This is a genomic window from Blautia sp. TM10-2 (assembly GCF_003480845.1).
In the GTDB taxonomy this organism is placed as follows: Bacteria; Bacillota; Clostridia; order Lachnospirales; family Lachnospiraceae; genus Fusicatenibacter; species Fusicatenibacter saccharivorans.
On the sequence record NZ_QUJZ01000022.1, the window covers coordinates 1 to 25,937 of the forward strand.

At 46.6% G+C, this 25,937-nt stretch carries 21 protein-coding genes and 1 pseudogene; 17 read left to right on the forward strand and 5 right to left on the reverse strand.

The genetic code is table 11. The features are described from left to right. Positions 1 to 531 precede the first annotated feature (531 nt). From tnpB to DXD92_RS19130, 4 genes are all read left to right on the forward strand, one after another. A complete protein-coding gene (gene tnpB, locus DXD92_RS17740) occupies positions 532 to 900 on the forward strand; it encodes an IS66 family insertion sequence element accessory protein TnpB (RefSeq protein WP_009243734.1) in 369 nt (122 codons plus the stop codon). 279 nt (positions 901 to 1,179) lie between these two features. After that, complete coding sequence (gene tnpC / locus DXD92_RS17745; protein WP_118601343.1) at positions 1,180 to 2,823, forward strand: IS66 family transposase; 1,644 nt, start codon at positions 1,180 to 1,182, stop codon at positions 2,821 to 2,823. A 142-nt stretch (positions 2,824 to 2,965) separates the two neighbouring features. Further along, positions 2,966 to 3,529 carry a hypothetical protein gene (locus DXD92_RS19125; protein WP_243030617.1) on the forward strand — a complete coding sequence of 188 codons (564 nt, stop codon included), beginning with the start codon at positions 2,966 to 2,968 and terminating at the stop codon, positions 3,527 to 3,529. A gap of 72 nt (positions 3,530 to 3,601) precedes the next feature. Next, on the forward strand, positions 3,602 to 4,114 hold the full coding sequence (locus tag DXD92_RS19130; protein ID WP_243030619.1) for a glutathione S-transferase C-terminal domain-containing protein: 513 nt from the start codon (positions 3,602 to 3,604) through the stop codon (positions 4,112 to 4,114). 122 nt (positions 4,115 to 4,236) lie between these two features. Here the strand turns inward: DXD92_RS19130 and DXD92_RS17755 are convergent, their stop codons facing one another. Continuing rightward, complete coding sequence (locus DXD92_RS17755) at positions 4,237 to 4,491, reverse strand: heavy-metal-associated domain-containing protein (RefSeq protein WP_022461058.1); 255 nt, start codon at positions 4,489 to 4,491, stop codon at positions 4,237 to 4,239. Positions 4,492 to 4,780: 289 nt separating this feature from the next. Between DXD92_RS17755 and DXD92_RS17760 the strand changes: the two genes are divergently transcribed. Beyond that, a complete protein-coding gene (locus DXD92_RS17760; protein ID WP_055228413.1) occupies positions 4,781 to 5,683 on the forward strand; it encodes an AraC family transcriptional regulator in 903 nt (300 codons plus the stop codon). 10 nt (positions 5,684 to 5,693) lie between these two features. Here the strand turns inward: DXD92_RS17760 and DXD92_RS17765 are convergent, their stop codons facing one another. Next, positions 5,694 to 7,028: an MATE family efflux transporter gene (locus DXD92_RS17765; protein WP_022461056.1), complete on the reverse strand. Its 1,335-nt coding sequence runs from the start codon at positions 7,026 to 7,028 to the stop codon at positions 5,694 to 5,696. A gap of 314 nt (positions 7,029 to 7,342) precedes the next feature. Between DXD92_RS17765 and pckA the strand changes: the two genes are divergently transcribed. Further along, entirely contained in the window at positions 7,343 to 8,947 is a 1,605-nt protein-coding gene (pckA, locus tag DXD92_RS17770; RefSeq protein ID WP_118641209.1) for a phosphoenolpyruvate carboxykinase (ATP), read from the forward strand. Positions 8,948 to 9,187: 240 nt separating this feature from the next. Here pckA and DXD92_RS17775 read toward each other — a convergent pair whose 3' ends face one another. Then, positions 9,188 to 10,678, reverse strand: coding sequence for an AAA family ATPase (locus DXD92_RS17775; protein WP_118641211.1), 1,491 nt, complete (start codon positions 10,676 to 10,678; stop codon positions 9,188 to 9,190). Between the two features lie 303 nt (positions 10,679 to 10,981). Beyond that, positions 10,982 to 11,908 carry a DMT family transporter gene (locus tag DXD92_RS17780; RefSeq protein WP_118641213.1) on the reverse strand — a complete coding sequence of 309 codons (927 nt, stop codon included), beginning with the start codon at positions 11,906 to 11,908 and terminating at the stop codon, positions 10,982 to 10,984. Positions 11,909 to 12,223: 315 nt separating this feature from the next. Between DXD92_RS17780 and DXD92_RS17785 the strand changes: the two genes are divergently transcribed. The 11 genes and pseudogenes from DXD92_RS17785 to DXD92_RS17835 all read left to right on the forward strand — a co-directional run. Continuing rightward, entirely contained in the window at positions 12,224 to 14,152 is a 1,929-nt protein-coding gene (locus tag DXD92_RS17785) for an ABC transporter substrate-binding protein (RefSeq protein ID WP_158580993.1), read from the forward strand. Positions 14,153 to 14,251: 99 nt separating this feature from the next. After that, a complete protein-coding gene (locus DXD92_RS17790) occupies positions 14,252 to 15,256 on the forward strand; it encodes an ABC transporter permease (RefSeq protein ID WP_022462698.1) in 1,005 nt (334 codons plus the stop codon). 15 nt (positions 15,257 to 15,271) lie between these two features. Next, positions 15,272 to 16,525 (forward strand): ABC transporter permease, encoded by a 1,254-nt coding sequence (locus DXD92_RS17795; RefSeq protein WP_055228407.1) that lies wholly within the window; start codon positions 15,272 to 15,274, stop codon positions 16,523 to 16,525. A gap of 10 nt (positions 16,526 to 16,535) precedes the next feature. Continuing rightward, positions 16,536 to 17,543: an ABC transporter ATP-binding protein gene (locus DXD92_RS17800; protein WP_022462700.1), complete on the forward strand. Its 1,008-nt coding sequence runs from the start codon at positions 16,536 to 16,538 to the stop codon at positions 17,541 to 17,543. Beyond that, entirely contained in the window at positions 17,536 to 18,354 is an 819-nt protein-coding gene (locus tag DXD92_RS17805; RefSeq protein ID WP_022462701.1) for an ABC transporter ATP-binding protein, read from the forward strand. The genes DXD92_RS17800 and DXD92_RS17805 overlap by 8 nt, the downstream gene beginning before the upstream one ends. A gap of 198 nt (positions 18,355 to 18,552) precedes the next feature. Beyond that, positions 18,553 to 20,418, forward strand: coding sequence for a sensor histidine kinase (locus DXD92_RS17810; RefSeq protein WP_022462702.1), 1,866 nt, complete (start codon positions 18,553 to 18,555; stop codon positions 20,416 to 20,418). Beyond that, complete coding sequence (locus tag DXD92_RS17815; RefSeq protein WP_055218831.1) at positions 20,390 to 21,838, forward strand: response regulator; 1,449 nt, start codon at positions 20,390 to 20,392, stop codon at positions 21,836 to 21,838. The genes DXD92_RS17810 and DXD92_RS17815 overlap by 29 nt, the downstream gene beginning before the upstream one ends. Then, complete coding sequence (locus DXD92_RS17820; protein ID WP_022462704.1) at positions 21,831 to 23,588, forward strand: ABC transporter ATP-binding protein; 1,758 nt, start codon at positions 21,831 to 21,833, stop codon at positions 23,586 to 23,588. Before DXD92_RS17815 ends, DXD92_RS17820 begins: the two co-directional genes overlap by 8 nt. 115 nt (positions 23,589 to 23,703) lie before the next feature. Then, the gene (locus DXD92_RS17825; RefSeq protein WP_022462705.1) at positions 23,704 to 23,973 is read left to right on the forward strand and encodes a spore coat associated protein CotJA; all 270 of its coding nucleotides are present in this window, start codon (positions 23,704 to 23,706) and stop codon (positions 23,971 to 23,973) included. Then, positions 23,970 to 24,251 (forward strand): spore coat protein CotJB, encoded by a 282-nt coding sequence (locus DXD92_RS17830; protein ID WP_022462706.1) that lies wholly within the window; start codon positions 23,970 to 23,972, stop codon positions 24,249 to 24,251. Before DXD92_RS17825 ends, DXD92_RS17830 begins: the two co-directional genes overlap by 4 nt. Before the next feature lie 3 nt (positions 24,252 to 24,254). Then, a pseudogene (locus DXD92_RS17835) lies at positions 24,255 to 24,353 on the forward strand (manganese catalase family protein); the annotation flags it as partial. Between the two features lie 65 nt (positions 24,354 to 24,418). Here DXD92_RS17835 and DXD92_RS17840 read toward each other — a convergent pair. Then, on the reverse strand, positions 24,419 to 25,849 hold the full coding sequence (locus DXD92_RS17840) for a recombinase family protein (RefSeq protein WP_118641217.1): 1,431 nt from the start codon (positions 25,847 to 25,849) through the stop codon (positions 24,419 to 24,421). Between the last annotated feature and the right edge of the window lie 88 nt (positions 25,850 to 25,937).

The window sequence follows — 25,937 nt, forward strand, 5'->3', positions numbered from 1 at the left end:
AAGACTGATCAGCTCTTAGCGGAATGCGTGGTCAGATGAGCCGGAATTTGCATGCCATAATCATACTCAACAAAATAACATAGTCAAAAAAGTTTAGTACTTAACTTTTTTAACTGACTATGATTCAGAGGAGGAATATTATTGCTACGCAAACCAGCCTTGTAGCTCAGCAGGTCAGAATCCGACAATGGGCAGAACAGATCCGGAATTGTCAGAACCGTCCCAAAGGGATGGATGTTGAAACCTGGTGTACCCAAAATAATCTTACAAAAGCCAACTATTATTACCGTCTCCGGCGTGTCAGGCAGATATGCCTGGATCAGATGCAGGACACAGAAACCACTGCTTTTGTGGAACTGCCCGCACCTGCACCAGATCCAAAGAAAACAGATACTCCAAAAGAATCCGGTACATGCATTTCGGCAGGAACTCTGCCAATGATCCGTATTAAAAATACCAGGGGACTGTCAGCTGAGATATTTTCCGGTACTTCACCGGAAATGCTCTGCCATCTCATAAAGGCTTTTACCCATGCTGAATGATGCAGATGCTTCCGGATTTAAAAAGGTGTATCTGGCGATGGGATTTACGGATCTCCGTCGTGGGATCGATGGGCTGGCAACGATCGTACGCTTTCAGTTTAAGCTTGATCCTTACGACAAAAATACACTGTTTCTTTTCTGTGGAAGAAGATGTGACCGGATCAAAGCACTGCTCTGGGAAGGCGATGGTTTTCTCCTTATGTACAAGAGACTCGATAATGGTGCATTCCGGTGGCCCCGTTCGGCAGATGAGGCAATGGCGATCACAGACGACCAGTACCGTATGCTGATGCAGGGGCTGGAGATCGTTGCACGCCATCCGATCTCTGAGCTGAAAGAGACACCCCGCATTATGTAGCCTGTGCAAAATGCCGAAAATAAAAAAGTACCAAAACTGTAAAAATGATGTGTATCAACCGGATGAAAAAGGTTATCCACAAACAGTCTTTTCTCATTCCATTTGTTATCGTGTGAATAGAAAAACTGTTGTGGATAATACATCTGAAAAGCTGTAAAACAACGGCTTTCCAGATGTATTATCCACCGTCATTATGACGAAAGCCCATATCTGAAGGATTGGCGGAAATACAAAAATTCTGTTATAATCGGAATCAGTATAAAGACAGGAGTTCTGGTTATGACGATCAAGTACACAAAAGAACAACTGAATAAGTTTGATAAGGATCTGCTGATAGAGCTTTTTCTTGGGATGCAGGGACAGATGGAAGAATTGTCCAGGCAAACGCAGGCCTTAAATGACAGGATGCAGCTGATGATGGAACAGATGGTCCTTTTCCAGAAGAACCGTTTTGGCAGATCCAGCGAAAAAATGGCGGATTCTGAACAGATACGTTTCATGGAAGTAGACGGGACTATCGTATTCTTTAATGAAGCAGAGGCAGTCTGCGACCTGGATGCACCGGAACCTGAGGACCTGGAATTGAAAGCACCCAAAAAGAAAAAACAGCCAGGGAAAAAAGCGGCTGACATAGCAGGGCTGACAGTAAAACGTATTGATCACTATCTGAAAGAGGAAGAACTGACGGCTGAGTTTGGTGAAAACGGATGGAAACAGCTTCCGGATGCCATTTCCCGATGTTATCAGTTCATTCCGGCCAGTGTCGTGATAGAGGAACATCATATCGGCGTTTATTCCAGTAAACTGGATGAACACATGATAAAGGCACCCCATCCCAGAAATCTGCTTCATGGAAGCCTTGTATCCCCGTCCCTTGCTGCGGCAGTCATAAATGGTAAGTATGTAAATGCGGTACCTCTCTACCGTCTTGAAAAAGAATTCGAAAGGTACGGGCTTGCCATTACCAGACAGAACATGGCGAACTGGATGATCCGTCTTGGGGAAGAATATCTGGGAACCATGTATGATTATCTGCATAAACTTCTGTATGATTATCATGTGATACAGGCAGATGAGACTCCTGTACTTGTAAATAAGGACGGGCGTCCTGCCGGCAGCCAGAGTTACATGTGGGTGTACCGGTCCGGCTTTATGTACCGGGATCGTCAGATCATCCTTTATGAATACCAGAAAACGCGTAATGCATCCCATCCCCGGGAATTCCTGAGGGATTACACCGGGATCTGTGTTACGGATGGGTACCAGGTATATCATACATTGGAAAAGGAGCGTGAAGATCTGAAGATCGCAGGCTGCTGGGTTCACTGCAGGCGCAGGTTTAACGATGCACTGGAAGTGATACCAAAAGCACACCGAAAGGAATCGATCCTGCATCTGATCATGAAACAGATACAGGCCATTTACCGGGAAGAGGGAAAACTGTCTGATTTTTCTACGGAAGACAGGCTCATGCAGCGTCAGCTTGTGGTAAAACCACTGGTGGATGCTTTCTTTGCGTACCTGAAACAGAATGAACCTAAAATTCCAAAGAACGGTAAAATACGGGAAGCATTTACATATGCACTGAACCAGGAAAGCTACCTGAAAGTCTTTCTGGAAGATGGGGATGTTCCAATAGACAACAATGCCAGCGAACGTGCGATCCGTGGATTCTGTATAGGGAAGAAAAACTGGGAGATGATCGATACGGTCAATGGAGCCAATAGTTCAGTGATCATCTACAGTATCGCAGAAACTGCAAAGGCGAATAACCTGAAACCTTTCGATTATTTCGAATATCTGCTTACGGAGATTCCCAAACGTGTAGATGACAAAAACACAGATTTTCTTGCAGAACTTCTGCCATGGTCAGATATGTTGCCCGAAAACATTAGAAAGCCGCAAAAAGCCAGCGGAAAATAAACAGACCGCAAAAGCGGTCTGCTATTTGTCAAGGTACTCGTATTCTACCGTTTACGAAAACATAGCGAAATAATAGGAAAATAAAAGCTTTCTTATTTGAAAATTCATTCGATAGAACATGCGAAAGAGAGGCAGAAAATCAATGGCGAATTATGATTATGAGATTGTAAATGGAAGAAAAATCCGCGTAAGACCAAAAGAAACCGTATCGGAGATCGACAAAAACGGCTATTTCCGCAGACAGCCGAATCACTTCACGACTCCGTTCGGCGACGGTGAAAACGATCTGAAGGCAGAAGGTAATAAGAGATACCGTCTCGTCTGGGCAAAGCTGTGCCACTGGTCCAACCGCGCGGCGATCGTAAGAGAGCTGGAGGGCCTGGAAGATCAGATTTCCGTCAATATGGTAGAACATGCCCCGCATGAGAAAAACCTTGGCTGGGAATACGTTTACAATGAAAACAACATCGACCCGGTGCTCGGTGATCAGTTCCTCTCTGAGGCGTATTACCGTGCTGATGATGATTACCAGGGAAGAACGACCGTTCCGGCGCTGATCGACACAACGACGGGAAAGGTAGTCAACAACGATTACAACTGGCTGACCACTTATTTCGAGGTCAACTTCCGCCCATGGCACAAAAAAGGCGCGCCGGAGCTGTATCCGGTGGAGCTGCGGGAAGAGATTGACAAGATGAATCTCTGACTCTTCGATAATATCAACAACGCGGTATACCGCAGTTCCTTCTCCAGAAGCAACGAAGGCCATTTCGACGGTGTGAACACCTTCTACGCTGCGATGGACCGCCTGGAAAAACGGCTGGAAACCAATCGTTTTCTCTTCGGTGATTACGTAACCGATTCCGATATCCGCCTGTACGTGACACTTGCCCGTCTGGACATCCGCTATACCGCACAGCTCGGCGAGACGAAGCGTCCGCTCTACACTTACAAAAACCTGTGGGGCTACGCAAAAGAGCTGTGGGAGATTCCGGCATTTGCACATCACACAGATTTTGCAGCCATCATCCGCCAGGGAAGAATTGAGGGAGAGGAAGACGGCTTCCGCGCCAGCACACACTACGATCTGGCACTTCCGAAGATTGACTGGGATGCACAGTGGAAGGTTTCGACCGAGCGCGCCTACCTGTCCTCAGACCCGACCCATCCGATCTATCTTGGAAACAACCGCAGATTCGACATCGACCCGACCTGGTACGATCTGGGCGCAGAATCTCCGAAAAAAGAGGAGAAAGAAACGCCGCCGTCCTGCGGATGCTGCTGCGGCTGATCAAATCATAGATAAAAAATAGAAAACACCGTTTCAGAGGCAGATTTCCAAAAGGAAATAAACTTCTGAAACGGTGCTTTTTTCCGACGCACAAACTGCAAAAGGAAAGGCATGAAATCCGCTTATCGTCCGAAATGGAAAAATCCCTTTTTTTCATACGGCTCACTCGTATACGAAACCAGCTCATATCCGATGTCCTTGATCTGCTGTTTCAGATACGGAATATCGAGCGGCGCTTCGCTGATGACAACGGTCTCGCCGTTTTTTGCAGAAGAGTTTACTTTCTTTGGAGAGCAGCTCTTGCGGACTACATCATTCATATGGGATTCGCACATGCCGCACATCATACCATCAATTTTTAAGACTGTTTTAATCATACAATACCTGCTTTCTTCCGGGAATACAGCGAAACGAAAGCGTGCCGGACTGTATTCCTGGGGTTTGATGAAAAATTTGAAATCACATACCCTATCGGGGTATCTAAAATATAGCGTGGATGAAAAGAAATGTCAATAAGCTGATAAAATATGATAATTATTATCATTTAAGAAGGAAAAATACGGTCATGGAAGGGCGATTCGCCGGCAGAACATGGAAACTTGCCGGAATCGCAAAGTTCGTGTTACAATTGGGACCGCAGAGCAAAACAAGAGAGGAGACAAAAATATGCTCTCACAGATGAATTACCGAAAAGAAACACAGCCCCACGGTGATGAGCTTTTTCCGCTGAGCATTCACGTTTTCGAGACAGACCTGCAGAGTACCGTGCGGGTGTACTGCCACTGGCATGAGGAAGTGGAGCTCTTTTATGCAGTAAAGGGCGAAGCTGTTTTTCATATGGATACCGAGACCTTTCTCCTGCGGGAAGGGGAGACCGCCTTTGTCAATGCAAACCGTCTGCATGAGGTAGAGGGAATCGACGGACAGGAATTTACGTTTCTTGCCGTTGTATTCCAGCCGCGTTTTCTGTCCGGCACATCGCTTGACCGGATCCAGCAGCAGTATATCGAACCAGTGCTGTCCTCCGAGATCCGTTTTCCATCCAAGACAGAGCGGGGGACACGCCTTGCAGAAAAAACGGCACAGGCCATGCAGGAGATCCGAAATCTGCAGGAAAGAAAAGAACCGGGCTGGGAGCTGCTGTTAAAAGCGGAACTTCTGAAAATCTGGCAGGGATATTACAGTGCGGCAGAAAAGAACGGCGGAAAAACGGATGCCTCGACGAATTACCGTGTCAGCAGAATGAAAGAGATCCTCACATACATGAATGCTCATTTCTGTGAGGATCTCGAAATCGCGGAACTGGCGAGCCAGTTTCATATGAGTGAGAGCGCTTTCTGCCGCTTCTTTAAGTCGATTATGCATATTTCCGCCGTGACGTATGTCAATAACCTGCGGATTGCCGAGAGCTGCCGGCTGCTGCTTTCCACCGAGGAGGCGATCAGCAAGATTGCGAGCGACTGCGGATTCCGAAATATCAGCTATTTTAACCGCGTCTTCCAGGAACGCATGCACCAGACGCCGGGGCAGTTCCGCAGTTTATCCGCAGAAAACCGTACTGCGATATAAGATTCGGAACTTATGCAGGCTTCTGCGATCGGAATGCACGCCGCAGGAAGAAAAGTCCGGTCATATCAGCCAGTGCCCAGCCGATCGGAATGGCGATCCAGATTCCGGCAACGCCAAGCGCCGTGGCGGAGAAAAGGTATGCCAGCGCCACACGCATGCCAAGCGAAATGACGGTCAGAACAACCGACATCTCGGCGCGTTTGACAGCGCGGTAATACCCGTACAGCAGAAACAGCCATCCGATGCCGAGATAGAACGAGCCTTCCAGCCGCAGGTACTGTACGCCGATCGCGATGACCTCCATTTCTGATGCTTTCACGAAAATCTGCATCAGCGGATGCGCGAACAGATTGACAAGCAGAGAAATGACGATGGAAAAAGCAGCGCTCAGTGCAAAAGCATCTTTCGTGCCGCGCCGGATCCGCTCGTGATTTCCGGCCCCGTAATTCTGTGCGGTGAAAGTGGAGTAGGCATTTCCGAAATCCTGCACCGGCAGATAGGCAAAGGTATCAATTTTCACCGCGGCCGCAAATGCCGCCATGACCGCCGGACCGAAGCTGTTGACGAGCCCCTGTACCATTAGAATGCCGAAATTCATGACCGACTGCTGAATGCAGGTCATCGAAGAAAGATTCAGAATCTCTTTTAAAATGGAATGGCTGAAACGCCATTCTTTTTTTGACGGCAGCCACATGCGGCAGCGGAGCAGCACATAGAGCAGAATACCGACGGCGGACACATACTGCGCAAGAACCGTAGCGAGCGCCGCGCCTGCGATGCCGAACGGCAGTACAGCGACAAAGAGCAGATCCAGTGCAATGTTCAGCACAGCAGAGACAGCGAGAAAAATCAGCGGCACAGAAGAGTTTCCGAGCGCGCGCAGCATACAGGAAAAGAAATTGTATACGGATGTTGCAATAAGGCCGGCAAAGATAATCAGAAGATACGTCCGCATGCCGGGACGGACTTCATCCGGGACGCGAAGAAACGTAAGGATCGGCTCGATGCCTGCATAAACAGCGAGATTCAGCACGAGCGTAACGGCAAGGATCAGCAGAAACGCGTGGAGAATCGAAAGTTTTAAAGAAGAAAGATCTTTTCGTCCCTGATAAATCGAAAAGAGCGCACCGGCGCCCATCGACAGGCCGAGAAAAATGGAAGTCAGAAACGTCATCAGCGTATAGGAGGAGCCGACGGCGGCGAGCGCATTGCTTCCGAGAACGCGTCCGACGATCAGGGTGTCGGCAATGTTGTAAAACTGCTGCAACAGATTTCCTGCGATCATCGGCAGGGCAAACAGGATAAGAGAGCGGGAGATTTTCCCGCGGGTCAGATCGTAATACATAAAGAAACTTCTTTCCGAACATAATTATTAATATTATAACATAAAAAATCAAAAAATGTCAATTTGCAGGATGAAGTGTACAAAAATGCAATTGTCAGAAAACTTCGAAAAATCGAAGTTTATAAAATTTTTACAGATTTTGGGACACGTTCTGTAAAAAAACGGAAGATTTTCAGTTGATTTTTTTGGCCTTTTATGTATAATTAGAGTAGAAGAGGCCGGCTGGTCCGGTTTCTTCTAAAGGATACCTTCAAATTTCTGCATTTTGCAGAATGAAGCAGTATTACTATCAAAGGAAAGAGGTTAATTACAAGATGGCACAGATCGATTTAACAAAGTATGGCATCACCGGTACCACAGAAATTGTGTACAACCCTTCTTATGAGCAGTTATTTGAGGAAGAGACAAAACCAGAGCTGGAAGGCTATGAAAAAGGCCGGGAGACAGAGCTTGGTGCAGTTAACGTTATGACCGGTATCTATACAGGCCGTTCACCGAAAGACAAATACATCGTTGTGGACGAGAACTCGAAAGATACTGTATGGTGGACTTCTGATGAGTACAAAAACGATAACCATCCGGCAACCCAGGAAGCATGGGCAGCAGTAAAAGAGATCGCCAAAAAAGAGCTCTCCAACAAAAGACTGTTCGTTGTAGATGCATTCTGCGGCGCAAATAAAGATACCCGTATGGCTATCCGCTTCATCGTTGAGGTAGCTTGGCAGGCACATTTCGTAACTAACATGTTCATCAAACCTACAGCAGAAGAGCTTGAGAACTTCGAGCCGGATTTCGTTGTTTACAACGCATCCAAAGCAAAAGTTGAGAACTACAAAGAGCTGGGTCTGAACTCTGAGACAGCAGTAGTATTCAACATCACAAGCCGTGAGCAGGTTATCGTCAACACATGGTACGGCGGAGAGATGAAGAAAGGTATGTTCTCCATGATGAACTACTATCTGCCGCTGAAGGGCATCGCTTCCATGCACTGCTCTGCAAACACAGACCTGAACGGTGAGAACACCGCAATCTTCTTCGGACTTTCCGGAACAGGAAAAACAACTCTTTCCACAGACCCGAAACGTCTTCTGATCGGTGATGATGAGCACGGCTGGGACGACAACGGAGTATTCAACTTCGAGGGCGGCTGCTATGCAAAAGTCATCAACCTGGACAAAGAGTCTGAGCCGGACATCTACAATGCAATCAGACGTGACGCTCTGCTTGAGAACGTTACCGTTGATGCAGAAGGCAAGATCGACTTCAATGATAAGAGCGTAACCGAGAATACTCGTGTATCTTATCCGATCAACCACATTGAGAACATCGTTCGCCCGATTTCTTCTGCACCGGCAGCTAAGAATGTTATCTTCCTGTCCGCAGATGCATTCGGCGTACTTCCGCCAGTATCTATTCTGACACCAGAGCAGACTCAGTACTACTTCCTGTCCGGATTTACTGCAAAACTTGCAGGAACCGAGCGCGGAATTACCGAGCCGACTCCTACCTTCTCTGCATGCTTCGGCCAGGCATTCCTGGAGCTGCACCCAACCAAATATGCAGAAGAGCTTGTTAAGAAAATGGAGAAGAGCGGAGCAAAAGCATACCTGGTTAACACAGGCTGGAACGGAACCGGAAAACGTATCTCCATCCGTGATACCCGTGGAATCATCGATGCAATCTTAAGCGGTGCTATCAACGAAGCTCCGACGAAGACTATTCCGTACTTCAACTTCGAAGTTCCGACTGAACTTCCGGGCGTTGATCCGGCTATCCTGGATCCTCGCGATACCTATGCTGATGCTTCCGAGTGGGAGACCAAAGCACTGGATCTGGCTGAAAGATTCATCAAGAACTTTGCAAAATATGAAGGAAACGCTGCTGGTAAAGCACTCGTTTCCGCCGGCCCGCAGAAATAAATTTTCTGAATTGATCGAAAGGAAGCCCCTGACATGAAAGTGTCAGGGGCTTTCTTTTATGAAAATATCTGGAGAAATAAAATAGTTCCCTGCCCGAAAGTACAGACTGATGGGACAGGAAACTATTTTACAGCACACTCTAAAATAATACAAAAAATTTCAGCACCACAGAGCGTGAATTGTTGCGTCACTGGTTTTCGCCGTACCCTGATACGCCTTCAAAATAGAAAATAAGGCAGATCAGCAGGACAAGAGCAGTTCACGTACCATTTCTGCATCAAAGGTAACAGAGGAAACATGGTTGACTTCTATCTGATATAACGCATTTGCTGCGATATGCTCAGCAGCCTGCTCAAGATCACGAATACCGCTTGTGTTTTCGTGGCAGGAGATTACGGCATCGAGTCCTTCCGGTGTCAGAATGCATTCCTTTTCTTTCATACCGATACGTTTTAACACCTTTGGAAGTGCATAGCGGGAGAAAATGATTTTCTTTTCTTCCGGTGTGTAATCCGGAATTTCAATCACAGCGAAGCGGGACATCAGCGGAGCACTGATCTGGTCCTTGTCGTTTGCGGTTGCAATCGGGTATACACCGACGGTCGGGATCATACATTCGATATAGTTATCGGTAAAACCAAGATTATCAAGAAGGGTCAGCAGAACATCTGCCGGGTTTCCGTTTCCTTTGCCGGAGGCAGCCTTGTCGAGCTCATTGATGATAAAGACGAGATTGGATTCACCAGCCATGGAAAAAGCATCCATGATGATTCCCGGTTTTGCGTTTGCGTAGATGCGGGAACTTCCGGTCAGCTGTTCCGGGTCATTAATCGAACTCATATCGAGTGTTGTCCACGGTAATTTTAAGATACGTGCAACGGCATAAGCAATCTGCGATTTTCCGGTTCCGGCAGGACCGATCAGTAACAGACCATAGGCCGGCAGCGTATGAGTCCGGTTAATCTGAATGATGGTTTCGATAATTCTCTGCTTCACACGTTCCATGCCATATAGTTCTTCATCGAGGATCCGGCGTGCTTCCACTGGATCAATGGCTTCAAAATAGTTGCTTTTCCATTGAATATTCATCATCATGGAGAGGGCGCGCTGTGCGTGACGACGTTCTTCGGGAGAGACTTCGTGGGAACGGGCAACAGCGAGGTTTCGACGAGCCCAAAGGCGGATATTGTCCGGCAGCGTTCTTCCGGCACAGTTCATAAAATCAGTGATGGATTGGATGCTGGTGAGCTTCATGCTGTCACCGGTTTCCTCCTGATCCTCATCCTCAACTTCTTCTTCCGGTGCATTGCTGGCGAGGAGACGCTCAATCATAAACTGTAAAAATCCATCCTCAGCCGAAAGCTTTGCGCCGCCACCGAAAGCGATCTCGCGGATTTTGTAAACTGCATAACCGTCGGATGTTTGTGTACCGGAAAGGCGGACATTGATATGGTTTTCACCGAGCCATTTTAAAAGGCTGACAAAACGGGCATCGATCTGAAGAATGTCGGCAATGAAGGATTCTTCTTCATCTTTAAATTCAAACGAGGTCCGTTTGGATGGGTTTGTGAAAATACCGCAGGGATGATGCGGGAAAGCCTTCTCTTTTGTATCCAGAATTAGGATCGGCTGATCCGGAGAAGTAAACGGTGCGTTTGTGCGGAAAACAGTATACGTACATTCGGAAACTTTTGTTTTTTCCGGGGAATTGCTGAAATCAAAAACGGGCATGACAGAACCTCCTAATAAAAATAAGTGCTTATTGGTACAATAAAAACAGTGTAGCACGAATTAAAAAATCCTGCAATCAATATGCAGAATTTTGTATTTTTATGCTATAAAAATGTTAGGCAGGCGGATATTCGCAATGGAAGCCGGGGACTTGCTCGATTCGGTTAAATTTTCGGATGGCGTAAAAAAGCCCTCCGGACAGGATCACGCTGCGGCGGAGGGGAATTATGTCATCAAAGCAAGCTGCCGTAAGAAAGAAGCTCGCAAAACAGAAATCTTTCTTACACTGAAAAAGGAATAACATCAGGAAACAGCATTGGCTTTGTGAAAGTTCGGAAGCTGTACCAGCACGATCGCTGCAAACATCAGAATACAGCCGGAGAGCTCGCGAGCGGAGAGAGCCTGATGAAGGAGAATCCAACCGGCAAGAACAGAAAAAACGGATTCCAGGCTCATAAGCAGAGAAGCTGTGGCAGGATTTAATCCTTTCTGCCCGATGATCTGCAGGGTATAGCCAACACCTGAAGAGAGAATTCCGGCATAGAGAATCGGCATCCAGGCGTGCAGAAGATCGGAGAAGTTTACGGTTTCAAAGAGAACCATACAGACAGCGGACAGGATCGAACAGGTAAAAAACTGAATGCAGGACATTTTGATGCCGCTGACAAGCGGAGAAAAATGATCAATAACCAGAATATGTACGGTAAATCCGAGCGCGCAGGCAAGCACAAGAAAATCTCCCTTCTGCAAAGAGAAGGAGCCGTCTGTCATACAGAGCAGATAGAGACCAGCGACGGCAATAAGAACTGCGAGCCAGACCTTCGGCTGTACACGCTTTCGGAGAAAAAAACCGCAGACCGGAACAAGTACGATGTAAAGTGCGGTGATAAAACCGGCCTTTCCGACGGTTGTGTACTGGATGCCGATCTGCTGCAGAGTTGAGGCGACAAACAGTGCGATGCCGCAGAGAATACCGCCCGCCCAGAGCGTTTTTGGCTGTGTGCCATTTTCTGACGAAGCATCCGGCGGTAGGGTTCGCTTTTTACGCGAGGAGAAAAAGACAATCAGCGGAAGAAGCGTAAGTCCGCCGAGCAGGTTTCGTGCCGCGTTGAACGTAAAAGGTCCGACATAATCCATACCGGTCTGCTGTGCGACAAAGGCAGAACCCCAGATCGCAGCGGTCAGAAGCAGAAGCGCTGACTGTCGGTACTTATGAGAAACAGTATTCATAATAGAAAAAACCTCCTGAAATTGATACGATATTCATCATAGCACAAAGAGATGGAAAAAGCGAACGGAAAAATGTCGGAAAAGACGGAAAAATAGCACAAATAATCATAATGACGAAATAGTGCAGATGTTGCGAAAACGGATATGTGAAAAATGAGCAGAACAAAGGGAGTTAAAAAGAGTAAAATGAGCAATTTAACCAACATAAAACAAAAAAAGAACACCAAAAACAAAAAATAGACACTGTTTTTCTAACAGTCTTTGTGTATAATGAATTCATCAAGCAAGAACGAAAACCTTAAGGAGGTAAAAAGTATGAAAAAGCGTAACATGAAAGTCCTTGCACTGTTAATGACAGTGACAATGGCAGGAACGATGCTTGCCGGATGTGGAGACAGCGGAAGCACAAGCACTAGTTCAAGCGGAGGAGCAACAGCATCCTCCAGCGGAACAGCAGATGCATCAAGCGATACCACAGCAGCATCTTCCAGCACAGCAGATGCTTCCAGCGAAGATACCACAGGTTCAGATGATGTGGTAGGCGAGCTTCCAAGAAATGAAACTCTTTACTTCGCAGGACAGCAGTGGGGTACCGTCAATGATTACAACCCAATGTCAGCAAACTCAAACAATGCAATGGTTATAGCACAGGGCGATGCTTCACGTGTACTTGTTTATGAAACTCTTTATATGTGGAATCCACTGGATGCAAAAATGTATCCGTTGCTTGCAGACGGAGATCCGGTTTGGAACGATGCCCGTACCGAAATTACCGTTAAGATCAAAGCTGATGCAAAATGGAATGACGGCACACCGGTTACTGCAAAAGACGTAGCAGCTACCTATCATGCACATGTAGATTACAATTCTTCTACCGGCGCTGAAATGAAGAGCTACATTGCAGATGTTGTTGCACAGGATGACAGTACCGTAGTATTCAAACTGACAACGGATGACTCCGGCGAAGCAGTTAACCCGGTTCTTGCGGAAAGATATCTGCCGATGCTCTACATCATGCAGGAAAATTATTTAAAGACCGTAGCTGACAGAAACAACAACGATGCTGAAGCAATTAAAATGGATAAGATGGACGATCTGGTAACTTCCGGACCGTACAAAAAATACTTTGACAATGACCAGAACGTAGTTCTGATCCGCGATGATAATTATTGGGGACAGGCAGATTCCATGTGGGGTAAGCTTCCGGTTCCGAAATATATTTCTCACCCGATCTTTAAAGATAACGCAGCAGCTACCACCGCATTCCAGAATGGTGATATTGATGTGGCACAGATATTCATCACAGACCTTCAGAAATTGTGGTTAGAGCAGGATCTTCCGATTTCTACCTATGTTGATGAAGCACCGTATCAGCTGTGTATGACAATGCCTACCCTGTTCTTTAATACAGAAGTAGAAGGACTGGATCAGGTAGCTGTTCGTAAGGCAATCGCTATGGCAGTTGACTACGATCAGGTTATTTCTTCAGCAATGTCCGGACAGTCTCCTACCTTCGCAGATGTTCCGCGTTCTGTCATGAACCCGACCGATGCTGAGCAGGCTATGGTGGATCAGGATGCCTTAAAAGAGTATCAGTGGTCCAATGCCGATGTAGAAGGTGCTAAGAAGCTTCTGGACGATGCCGGAATCGTAGACACCGACGGAGACGGAATCCGTGAGTACAACGGAAAGAACCTTTCCTATAAGGCTGAGTGCCCGACAGGATGGTCTGACTGGAATGCAACCCTTGAAATCGTAGCAGCAGCAGGAAAGAATATTGGTATCAACATTGAGACCTACTTCCCGGAAGCAGCAAACTACAGCACGGATTACAGTACCGGAAACTTCGAAATCACCATGCAGTCCGGCCCTGGTACATCGGTTGCCAACCCGTACATGAGATGCCGTTTCTTCATGAGCTCTGATTACAACGATCTTGAGGTTAACTTCAGTGGTAACTTCGGTCATTATCAGAACGACCGTGTAGATGAAATCCTTGCAGCAATTCCTCATGAGACCGATGATGCAAAACTGAAAGATTACTATACAGAACTTTCCAAGATTATGCTGGAAGATTGCCCGTGTGTACCGCTGATGTACAGACCGCAGGTATTCCACGAAGTAAACGAGTCCGTATGGACCAACTATCCGCAGAAAGACGATGGAACCAATGTTCCTCCGATGGACTGCACCGATGGTTATGGCGTAGCAGCACTGTACAATCTGGAACTGATTGACGGCTGATTTGCCAAACAGAAAGAAAGCACACACTGAATTGTAACAGAGGCGGCCGGAGCCGGGGTGCTCCGGCCGCTTTTACAAAATCAGAAGGAGGGTTCCTCTATGAAAGGAATGAAAAAGTATTATACGCAGAAGATCATGTGGTATCTTTTGACGTTAGTCTTTGCAGTGCTGCTGAACTTCATTCTTCCGCGTCTGATGCCGGGCGATCCGGTTTCAACTATTGCGTCCAAATCGGTAGAAGGTATGACCGATGCGACTGCAATTCAGAAAGTATATGAAGACTATGCAGCGAAATTTGGTATTAACAAACCAATGTATGTCCAGTTTTTTACCTGGGTAAAAAATGCACTTCGCGGTGATTTCGGCATTTCTTTCAGCCAGTATCCGCGTACCGTATCCGATATTATTTCCAGTTCGGTTCTGTGGACCATATGTTTACAGCTTCCGGCCATTATTGTTGGATGGATTCTTGGTAACCTGCTTGGTGCAATTGCAGCTTACATGAAAGGTGTTTTCGACAAGGCAATCCTTCCGGCATTCCTGTTTATCAGTAACGTACCTGCCTTTGGTATGGCAACCGTACTTTTATTTGTTTTCTCACTGAAATTACATATTGCACCTGCAGCAGGCGGCTATGCGAGCAGTATGATTCCGCATATGAGCCTTGCTTTTATGAAATCTGTGCTTTCACATTACCAGTTGCCGTTCTGGTCTATCGTAATCATCACGATCGGCGGCCAGGCTATTGGTATGCGTTCAATGTCAATTTATGAATTGAATGCCGACTATGTAAAATACAGTCGTTTCCTTGGAATCAAGGATCATACGATTGTGAAATATGTGTTCCGTAACGCAATGCTTCCGCAGATCACCGGTCTTGCAATGTCCCTTGGTACCATGATAGGCGGTAACCTGGTAGCTGAGATGGTATTCAGTTATCCGGGACTTGGAACAACGATGCTCTCAGCAGTTACCGGCCAGGATTATCCGTTGCTTTCTGCCTGTACGTTAATCATTACTATCATGGTTCTGCTGGCCAACCTGCTTGTTGAACTTCTGTATGCAGTCATTGACCCACGTGTCAAAGCATCCCAGCAGGATTAGAAAGGAGAATACGCTATGAAAAATACAATCAAACAGATTTTTCATTCAGGAAAATTCGTGACAGGATTTGTAATCTTCTTGGCAATTCTCCTGACTATTATCATCTATCCGCTTGTTGTGGCAAAAGATCCGCTGGCAATGATCGGAAACGGAAACTTTTTCAAACCGGGTACCTATCTTTCGATTCAGGACACCGTAAATTCCGGCAAAACGTATAAGATGAATGTTGATGCAACCGCATCCATCGTTGAAAGCAAACTGACAATGGACAACCGTTCTATGATGGCAGAATGGCTGGAAAAATACGGCGGTGTAGATGCCAGTGAAATCGATGTTACCGATGCAGAAGGTCTGATTGCTCTCTGGGAGGAAAAATATGACCCAAATGCAGAACAGAAAGGCCTTATCGCAGCAAAAAAGAAAAAATATCAGCGTCTTGACAACGAAATCGACGGTATTTTAGAGGATGTTCCAACCATTATTGCCGAGAAAAATGAAGAGACCGGTGAGCTGGAAGAGGTTCAGAGCATCGACAGCAAGCAGTACATCAATGAAAAAGATGTCATTAACCGTCAGAACTTTGTTCTTGGTACAGATAACTTTGGTCGTGATGTTTTGACTGAGCTGATCTCTGCAACAGGTTCATCCCTGAAAATTGGTCTGGTTGCGGGAATCATTGCAACTGTGATCGGACTGTTCCTCGGACTTCTTGCAGGTTACCTTGGAGGTTTTGTGGACAACCTGATTCTGTTCTTTACCAACTTGTTCACCGTTATCCCATCCTTCGTTCTCCTGATCCTCATCTCCTACAGCGTAGGTGAGTCTCAGAGGGGAATCATGATGGTGGCACTCCTGATCGGAATTACCGCATGGCCGTGGACAACACGTTCTGTACGTTCCCAGGTTATTTCTCTTCGAAACCGTGACCATGTAAACCTTTCCAAACTGTCCGGCCACAGCATGCTGCGGATTGTCCTTACCGACATCCTTCCGTACGTTGCATCCTACGTTGTTATGGCCTTCATTCTCCAGATTTCCTCCGGAATTCTGGCAGAGGCACAGCTTTCTATGATCGGACTTGGACCGGCAACCACAAAGACTGCAACACTTGGTCTTATGATGCAATGGGCAACCCAGTACAATGCACACTTAAACGGTGCATGGTGGGCATATTTCCCGGTTATTCTTGTAATCGCACTTATTTCATTCTCTCTTAACCTGATGAACACCGGTCTTGACCAGGTATTCAACCCGCAGTTAAGAGACTAAGGAGGCAGCTATGGGAAAAGTAATGCTGGAAGTAAACAATCTGAAAACGAAATATGTAACTCGTTTTCATGAAGATGTATACGCCGTAGACGGAGTCTCCCTGAAGATTGAGGAGGGAAAATCCCTCGGTGTAGCAGGTGAGTCCGGCTGTGGTAAATCGACGCTGGCACTGTCCCTGATGGGCTATTATTTCGCACCGCTTCACTACATCAGCGGCGATATTATCGTAGATGGAAGAAAAATTTCCGGAATGAAACCAGACGATGTCCGGAAAAATATTCTGGGCAATGAGATCGCCTACATTCCGCAGGCAGCAATGAATGCTCTGAACCCGACACAGAAAATCATCCGATTTGTAGAAGACGTTATTCATGCGCATGATCCGAAAATGCCGAGAAAGGATATTTATGATCTGGCAAAAGAACGTTTTCAGATCTTAGGCCTGCCGGAGGAGGTACTGCAGAAGCATGCGGTTGAGCTTTCCGGAGGTATGAAACAGAGAACCGTTATCGCAATTTCGACCATTCTTTCTCCGAAGGTACTGATCGCCGATGAGCCATCGTCCGCGCTGGATGTAACTTCCCAGAAAATGGTTATTAAAATGATGCGTGATCTGATGGAAAAAGGATTTATCAAATCCATGATCTTCATCACACACGAGCTGCCGCTTCTTTACAACGTAACCGATGATATTATGGTTATGTATGCTGGACAGATTGTAGAAAAAGGTACCGCAAAAGAAATGGTATTCGATCCGCTGCATCCATATTCCAAAGGTCTGATGGGATCGATCATCGTTCCGGAGGAAGGTGTAAGAGAACAGAAGCTGACTGCAATTCCGGGAACTCCGCCAAACCTGAAGCATCCGCCGGAGGGCTGCCGTTTCGCAGACCGCTGTCCTTATGCACAGCCAACCTGCCGCGGTATGAAACCAGAGGTCATCGAACTGCCGAACGGAAGAGAGTACCGCTGCCTGATGTCTGAGAGAAAGGTTCGGGAGGTGTATGCAAATGCGTGATGGTAAAGAATTAAAACCATGCCTCTCCGGAAGAGGCGTAACGAAAGTGTTTGGCTTTGGCGATGCAAAAACGGTCGCTGTAGACCATGTTGATTTCGATTTTCATGAAGGTGAATTTGTTTCTATCGTAGGAGAATCCGGATCCGGAAAAACAACCCTTTCGAAGATGTTGCTCGGGCTGATCAGCGTAACGGAAGGTGAAATTGATTTCCAGGGTAAACCAAGAGACATCTCGAACGGAAAGAAGAAAAAAGAGTACTGGAAGGGAATTCAGGCGATTTTCCAGGATCCGTTTGCTTCCTACAATATGTTTAAACGTGTAGATTCTGTTCTGCTGGATTGCATTAATATGCGCGGTGACAAGAATCTGCCGAAAGAAGAAAAAGAACGTCTGATGACAGAGGCCTGCAGCTTTGTAAACTTAAAATACGCAGAACTGACAAACAAATATCCATTTGAGCTGTCAGGAGGCCAGATGCAGCGACTGATGATTGCACGTATTTTCCTTCTGAAACCAAAGATTCTGCTTGCCGATGAGCCGACGTCTATGATTGATGCCTGCTCACGTGCAACGATCCTGGATATGCTGCTGAAGCTGCGTGATGAGATCAATATGACGATTATCTTCATCACCCACGATATTGGTCTTGCTTACTATGTATCCGATAATGTTTATATTATGGAGCATGGAAAATTTGTGGAATCGGGACCGGCAGAAGAAGTAATTCTTCACCCGACAGCAGCGTATACCAAACGTCTGATCAGCGATGTTCCAAAGATTTATGAACCGTGGGATCTGACAACAGTATAACAATGGTACGAAAGCTGTTTCCCTGGAATCATGCTTTGCGTCATATATGAGTCTTGCGAAAAGAGAGACGGTGCACGGAAAAAAAGTGTACCGTCTTCTCTTTTTGTCAATAATTTTTCTGAAAAAATTGCTTTTTAAAGAAAAAACTGGTAAAATTAGTAAGGTTACAGAACCGAAAAGAAAACTGGGGGATGAAAAATGCGAAACTGGTTTCGCGGACTGAAACTGAACCAAAAATTTACCGTAACAACGTTGATCTTTATTTTTATTCCGCTTTTTGGCATGATGTGCTTTGGGTTTAGGAGTATCAAAAAGAATGCCATAGATCATGGGGTAAATGAAGCAGTAACGGCAATAGATCTTACCTGTGCGGAGGTGAATGCAAAAGCGAATGCCTGCTCAATGGTTGTAGATACGCTGCAGGAGTATGAACCGTTGGAAAAATATCTTCTTCATCTCAGGAGGGGAGAGGAGATCTCGGAGAGCTATTATCAGCAATTTCGAAACAACAGCATCAGCATAATCGATAAAATGCAGGAGGCAATGCCAGATCTGTACCAGATCCATATTTTTGCCATGGCAGATGGTTTTCTGGAGCAGCAGCCGATCCTGTATCAGAAGGAAAAGATGAAAAACTGCGCCTGGTACCGAAGCTATCAGGGCGGTGGACAGTGGTTTTTTGACATACAGGAAAAAAATATTATCTCCGGTACAAAAAAAGAAGGTTCCCATTTGATGACTTATGTACGGGAACTGCGGGATCAAAGCGGAGGAAGGCTTGGCGTGATCGAGGTATCCATGCGTATGGCAGACATATTTCCCGAAATTTATCGATCCGGTGACAGCAGCTGGGCCTGCTTTGTTGATGAAAATTGGAATTTATATGACTGCGGAAAAACAGCGGCAGCCTGCAAATGGCAGTCCTATCGGGGGCTGATTCTGTTCCGGGCAGGAATCCGTGACAGAAAAGAGAGTCAGCAGAGCGCGGTGATTGACCGGAAAAACGTTGCAATTGTGCTTCGGAAAGTCGATAAACTCAATGGAATGTTTGTAACACTGACCAATTTGGATGATGCAACCGGAAACATGATCAAACAGCAGCAGAGAATGCTGCTTGAATTTGCCGGCTTCGGGCTGCTTCTGATTGTGGTGGTCAATCTGATTGTGCGTGGCCTGCTGAAGGAGTTTTATGACGTCCTGTGTGAGATGCGTCAGATTGACAATGGAACAACAAAGATAAAGGTTTGTTACAGCGCAGAAGAGATGCGGGAAATGAGCTATGGTATCAACGGAATGCTGGAGAGAATTCAGAAACAGAACGAGGAAAGCATCAAAAGGGAGGCAGCGCTGAAAGATACGGCAATCCGGGCAATGCAGAACCAGATTAACGCTCATTTTATTTATAATGTTCTGGAATCCATTAAGATGATGGCTGAGATTAATGAAGAGTATACGATTTCCGATGCGGTAACAGCACTTGGTGAAATGCTGCACTACAATATGCGCTGGAATAAATTTCTGGTAACCGTTCAGGATGAGATGAATTATATTCAGAACTATGTGGAACTGATGAATCTGCGGTATGATTTCACAATTACATTATCTGTTCAGATACCGGAAAATTTGTATCGGCAGGATATCCCCAAGATGTCTCTTCAGCCGATTGTGGAAAATGCAATCACACATGGAATTGAGGAGCTGGATGCAGACGCCGTCATTGAAATCAAAGGAATAGAGCATGAAAAGAGCTTTGAGATTGAAATCACAGATTCCGGAATAGGCATGTCAGAAAAGCAGCTTGCAATTCTGAGACGTAAACTAAGAATGCGCCTGAATTCAGATACACAGCCGAAACATGGAATCGGGCTTCGGAATGTACAGGACAGAATCCACATTCAATTTGGAACAGAGTATGGACTGTCAGTTTATACAAAAGAGCATTGCTATACGAAGGTGAGCATTCATCTTCCCATCACGAGGGGGAAATATTCTCCGATGGATCAAGAGGGTGACGAGAAAGAGGAAGAAAAAGAAAATGAATACACTGCTGGTTGTAGAAGATGAAAAATTGATTCGACAGGGAATCGTGGCGATGATCCGGCGAAGCAGCGTGCCGGTGGAGGAGATTCTGGAGTGTCGAAACGGAGAAGAGGCATTGGAGATTTTGAGAAAACAGAGGGTGGACGTCATGTTCACTGATATCCGTATGCCCAAAATGGACGGTCTGACACTGGTCAACAAAATGGAGGAGCTGTCACAGAAACCTGTTGTTATTGTTTTAAGTGGCTATGATGAATTTTCCTATGCGGTTGAAATGATGAAACATGGAGTTCGGGACTATATTTTAAAACCGATCAAGCGGGAGACGATAGAACAGCTTCTGGAAAATCTGGAACGAGAGCTTTCGGAGACCCGGGAAACGGAAGAAGAGGAAGAACGGTGCTTTTTAAATCAGCTCCGTTATCTGATGATGAATGCAGAAATGGCCGAAGAAAAAGAATGGATGGATATGGAAAGCAGGATCCGGCGCCACATCGGAAACGACAGCTTCCGGATCCTGCTGACCAGCAAGGCAAATGGGGAACGGTTTTCGAAATGCAGCGGAATTCTGCTGGAAGGCGTAGAAGGAGGAGTTCTGTATCTTCTGCCGGAACCGGAGGCAGAGCGGATCATGAAAGAAAAAGATGAGAGATTTTGTCTCGGAGTGGGAAAAGAACATCGTTCTGTGATGGAAATTCCAGAGGCATACCAGGAAGCACTGCTGGCCCGGGAAATGGCATTTATACAGAAAAATCCTGTGGAAGAATATCAGAAAAAATGTTTTGAGGAAAAGCCGGAGCTGGCACAGTTTCAGGAAAAATTTATTCTGCAGGTGCCAACGGACCGGGCAGATACTGTGCTGCGAAAAATGCGGAACTGGTATTTTGAGGCGGCGCATCAGAGGGTCTCCCCCTATCAGCTTCTGACAGTGACGGAAGCAATCTGCAAAGAACTGGATCTTTTTTACCGCATGCCGGAAAAACAGGAAAAATGTCCGCGTCCTCTGCAGTACCGTGATGCAGATCTGTTTCTGGATGCGTTTGAAGAATGGATACACGTTTACAGGGAAAGCCTGAAAAGTCAGACAGCCGGAAAAGAAAAAATGGAAGAGGCAATTTCATATATTCGGGAAAATTATGCAAAAGATCTGAATATGGCGATGGTATCTAACCATATTTGCATGAATTATTCGCTGTTTTCAGCAGCGTTTAAAGAACATACCGGTGTGAATTTTGTGAACTATCTGAAGGAGATCCGCATTGCGGAGGCAAAGCGTCTGTTGATTCAAACAGAAGATAAAATTACGGAAATTGCCAAACAGGTTGGATTTGAAAATGATAAGCATTTCATGAAATCATTTAAAACGGCATGCGGCGTATCACCGTCTGAGTTCCGAAAAGATTACAAAATGGTTTCCAACGGAAAGGGAGGACAGGATGAGTAAAGAAAAAGAAACCGGAAAAGAGAAGGGAAGAATCCGCCAGCTGGCGCGGTATTACATTCCATATAAGGGATTGTTTTTTACCGACATGTTTTTTGCAATGCTTGGAGCAGCCATTACACTGGTGATTCCACTGATTGTACGGTATATTACGAGTACGGTTGTGGAAAAGCCGCTGGAGCAGGCAACGGGTGAGATTATCCGCCTAGGTATTCTGATGATTGCTATGGTTCTGGTTGAAATGTACTGTAACTTTTATATTGCCTATTACGGCCATGTGATGGGGGCGCGGATTGAGCATGATATGCGGAACGAGATCTTCGGCCATTATCAGAAGCTTTCGTTTGCTTTTTTCGATAACCAGAAGGTCGGCCATCTGTTGTCACGCATCACAAGCGATCTGTTCGATATCAGTGAGCTTTTACATCATGGGCCGGAGAATATTGTCATTTCGTTTATCAAACTGATCGGCGCGATGATTATTCTGTTTGTGGTAAATCCGATGCTGGCATGTGTGCCGCTTGTGGTTATTGTGGTGATGCTGCTGTTTGCGTTAGTGATGAACAGCCGCATGAAGAGTGCATTCAAGGAAAACCGCCGCAGAATTGCGGATATCAACAGTCAGATCGAGGACAGCCTTTCGGGGATCCGTGTTGTCAAATCGTTTGGAAATGAGACAGAGGAGATGCGAAAGTTCAATGCGGGAAATGACCGTTTTGTCGATTCGAAGAAGGTCAGCTACCGCTATATGGGAATTTACAATTCGGGAATGGGAGCCTTTTCGACGCTGATTACCGTTATTTCGCTGATTGTCGGCGCATTGCTGATGACAGGTGGGAAGCTTGGGGCGGCCGATCTGGTTACCTTTCTTCTGTACATCAACAACTGCACAGATCCGGTGAAAAAGCTGGTGAACTTTACGGAGCAGTTCCAGAATGGTTATTCCGGTTACGAACGTTTCCTGGAAATTATGAGCATCGCACCGGACATCCAGGACAAGCCGGATGCACTGCCACTGAAGAATGTGCAAGGAGAAGTAACCTTTGAAAACGTTTCGTTCCATTATGAGGAGTCGAAGGAGAATGTGTTAAGCAATGTGAATCTGCATGTCCCGGCAGGAGACTATGTGGCGCTGGTGGGCAGCTCCGGCGCCGGAAAGACGACACTCTGTTCTCTGCTTCCGCGTTTTTACGATGTGACAGAAGGAAGGATTCTACTGGATGGAAAGGATATCCGCGATGTGAAATTGAAGGATCTGCGCGATGAAATCGGTATTGTGCAGCAGGATGTGTACCTGTTTGCGGGAACGATCATCGATAACATTCGCTATGGCAGACCGGATGCGACCGACGAGGAGGTCATCCGCGCAGCGAAAGCGGCCAATGCACATGAATTTATCATGGAGCTGGCGGACGGCTACGACACCGATATCGGCCAGCGCGGCGTAAAACTTTCCGGTGGCCAGAAACAACGGCTTTCCATCGCCCGCGTATTCCTCAAAAACCCGCCGATCCTGATTTTCGACGAGGCAACCTCAGCGCTCGACAACGAAAGCGAAAAAGTCGTCCAGAAATCTTTGGAACTTCTGGCGAAAGACAGGACAACCTTCGTGATTGCGCACCGGCTGTCCACAATCCGGAATGCAAAGCGGATTCTGGTGCTGACGGAGAATGGAATTGCGGAGGAAGGCACACATAAGGAACTGCTCGCGAAAGGCGGGATTTATGCGCATTTGTATGAGATGCAGTTTTGATGAAAATTTCATTAGTATGACAGAAAGGCAGCGGAAGAGAAACCGCTGCCTTTTTTGACACTTTCTTATTTTCTTCATACTCTATAAAGAACAGAAAATGAAAGAGGAACATGGTATGGATTCATCCCGTATGAATCGCGGCTGCTGCGGTGCGAACAATATGCAGAACCGCCGCGCCGCTTCAAACAATATGGAACTGAAGATGGAACCAAGGAATTTCCCGCGGAAAATGCAGCATGTAGATCATATGATACCTGCAATGGCGTACGTTCCGATGCAGCGGTTTGAACAGATCTATGATCTTTCCACTGCATTAAAAAATGGAACCTTATTTCCGGAACTCTGTAAACCATTCTGTGGAAAGGGAGGAGGAGAGTGCCTATGATGCCGCAGATGCCATCCCGTGAAAAGCTGCTCGCCTGGATTGATCAGGTCAGCTTTGCTGTTGTTGAAATGAACCTTTACCTCGACACCCACCCGGAGGATGAAGATGCACTTGCCTTTTTCCGGGAAAAAGTGGAGCTTCGAAAAGAAGCACTGAAACAGTACGCCGAACAGTACGGTCCGCTCACGATCGATACCGCCAACGACCGCATGAGCCGTTCTTTCGAATGGGTTATGCAGCCATGGCCGTGGGAAGTCAACCGGAAAGGAGGGTGCTGACGGATGTGGAATTATGAAAAACGCCTCGAGTATCCTGTAAACATCACGACACCAAACCCCAAAATCGCCCAAATTATCATGAGTCAGTACGGTGGCCCGGAGTTCCGTACCAGATGATACGGAAAAATCCAGTGTTTATGCGGGTTTGCGGACTTTCGGAACAAAAATCAGGAAACGAAAAAGTCGAAATACATGGTTCCGGAAGCCTTTTCATAGACGATACGATCCACGATGGAGCGGAGCAGAAGTCCTTTTTTCTCGGCTGGTTCCTCTGGATTTTTCAGAATATCATTGATGTTTTTTATCTCTTTTCGGAAATCTTCTTTCGAGATTGTTTCCGGCGGGGCGGCGGGCGTAAGAACGCGGTCCAGTTCTTCCTGCAGGCTCTGTCGTTCTTCGGCGAGCCTTTTTTTGTTGGCGCCGTATTCTTCCAGCGTATCAATCCCATTTTCGAAAGCAAGTTTAATCCGGGATTCCCGCATGGATAAGTGATCCAGTGCCTGTTGGAGGCGGGCAACGGTGTCATCCTTTTCTACGTCCAGCGTTTTGTTCCGTACCGTGTAGGAAAAATCCGCACCGGCAAGAATTTCATCGAAGTACCGGAAGACGGTTCTTTCTGCCTTTGCCACGGTGATCGAATTGGAAACCTTGTGAAGCCCCTTTGCATACTTCCAGCACTGGAAATAGGGACAGGAGGTATTTCCGGCCGTTACGGTAAGGGTAGCGCCGCAGACGGGGCATTTTAAGAGCCCTGACAGCCAGTGCTTGCAGGCGGACGGGTTCCGGCTCTTCGGGGTTCTCCGTCGGGCGTCCATGCGTTTAATCCGGTTGTTGAAACGTTCCCGGTCAAGCCTGGCTTCGTGCGCACCTTCGAACGATATCCCGTTCCAGATCACAGTGCCGGCATAAAAGGGATTCCGAAGAATCCGCTCCACCGACCGGCGTTCCATGAGATTGCCGCGTTTGGTGTGATATCCCAGTTCGTTACAGCTCCGGGCGATCGCAGTGGGATCGTGATTTTCCAGATCGTACTGATCCATGATGTACTTGACGATCTGATATTCCGCTTCGTCAATCACAAACGGCTTGCCGCCGCCCACGGCCCGGTATCCAAGAGAGGGCGTTGCCTGGTAGCCATGTTTCAGGGCCTTTTCCTTCATTCCGCGCATAACCTCACCGGAGAGACGGATCGAGTAGTATTCGTCCATCCACTCAATAATACGCTCGATCAGCGTGCCGAACGGGCCGTCAATCAGCGGCTCGGAGATGCTGATTACATCAATATTATTCTTTTTGAGGAGCGACTTGTAGACAATGGATTCCTCCTGGTTGCGCGCGAAACGGCTGTATTTCCAGACCAGAATCACGTCGATCGGGTGAGAGTCCTGCTTTGCAAGGGCGATCATCTCCTGAAACTTCGGCCGCCGGTCCGCATGCCGGCCGGAGACGGATTCCTCAAAGATAAACTCTTTGGCGATGACAATCCCGTTTTTCTTTGCGTAGTCCAGAAGCAGACGCTGTTGCGCATCCGGAGAGAGTTCGGTCTGATCCGCGGTGCTGACGCGGATGTAGAGAGCACCATTTTTAAGTGCTGACATAATATCACCTTCTTTAAGTTTTCAATTTTGAATATAAGAAAAAACGCCAAAACAAACGTTCTGCTTGTCTGACGTTTCCGAAGATGAT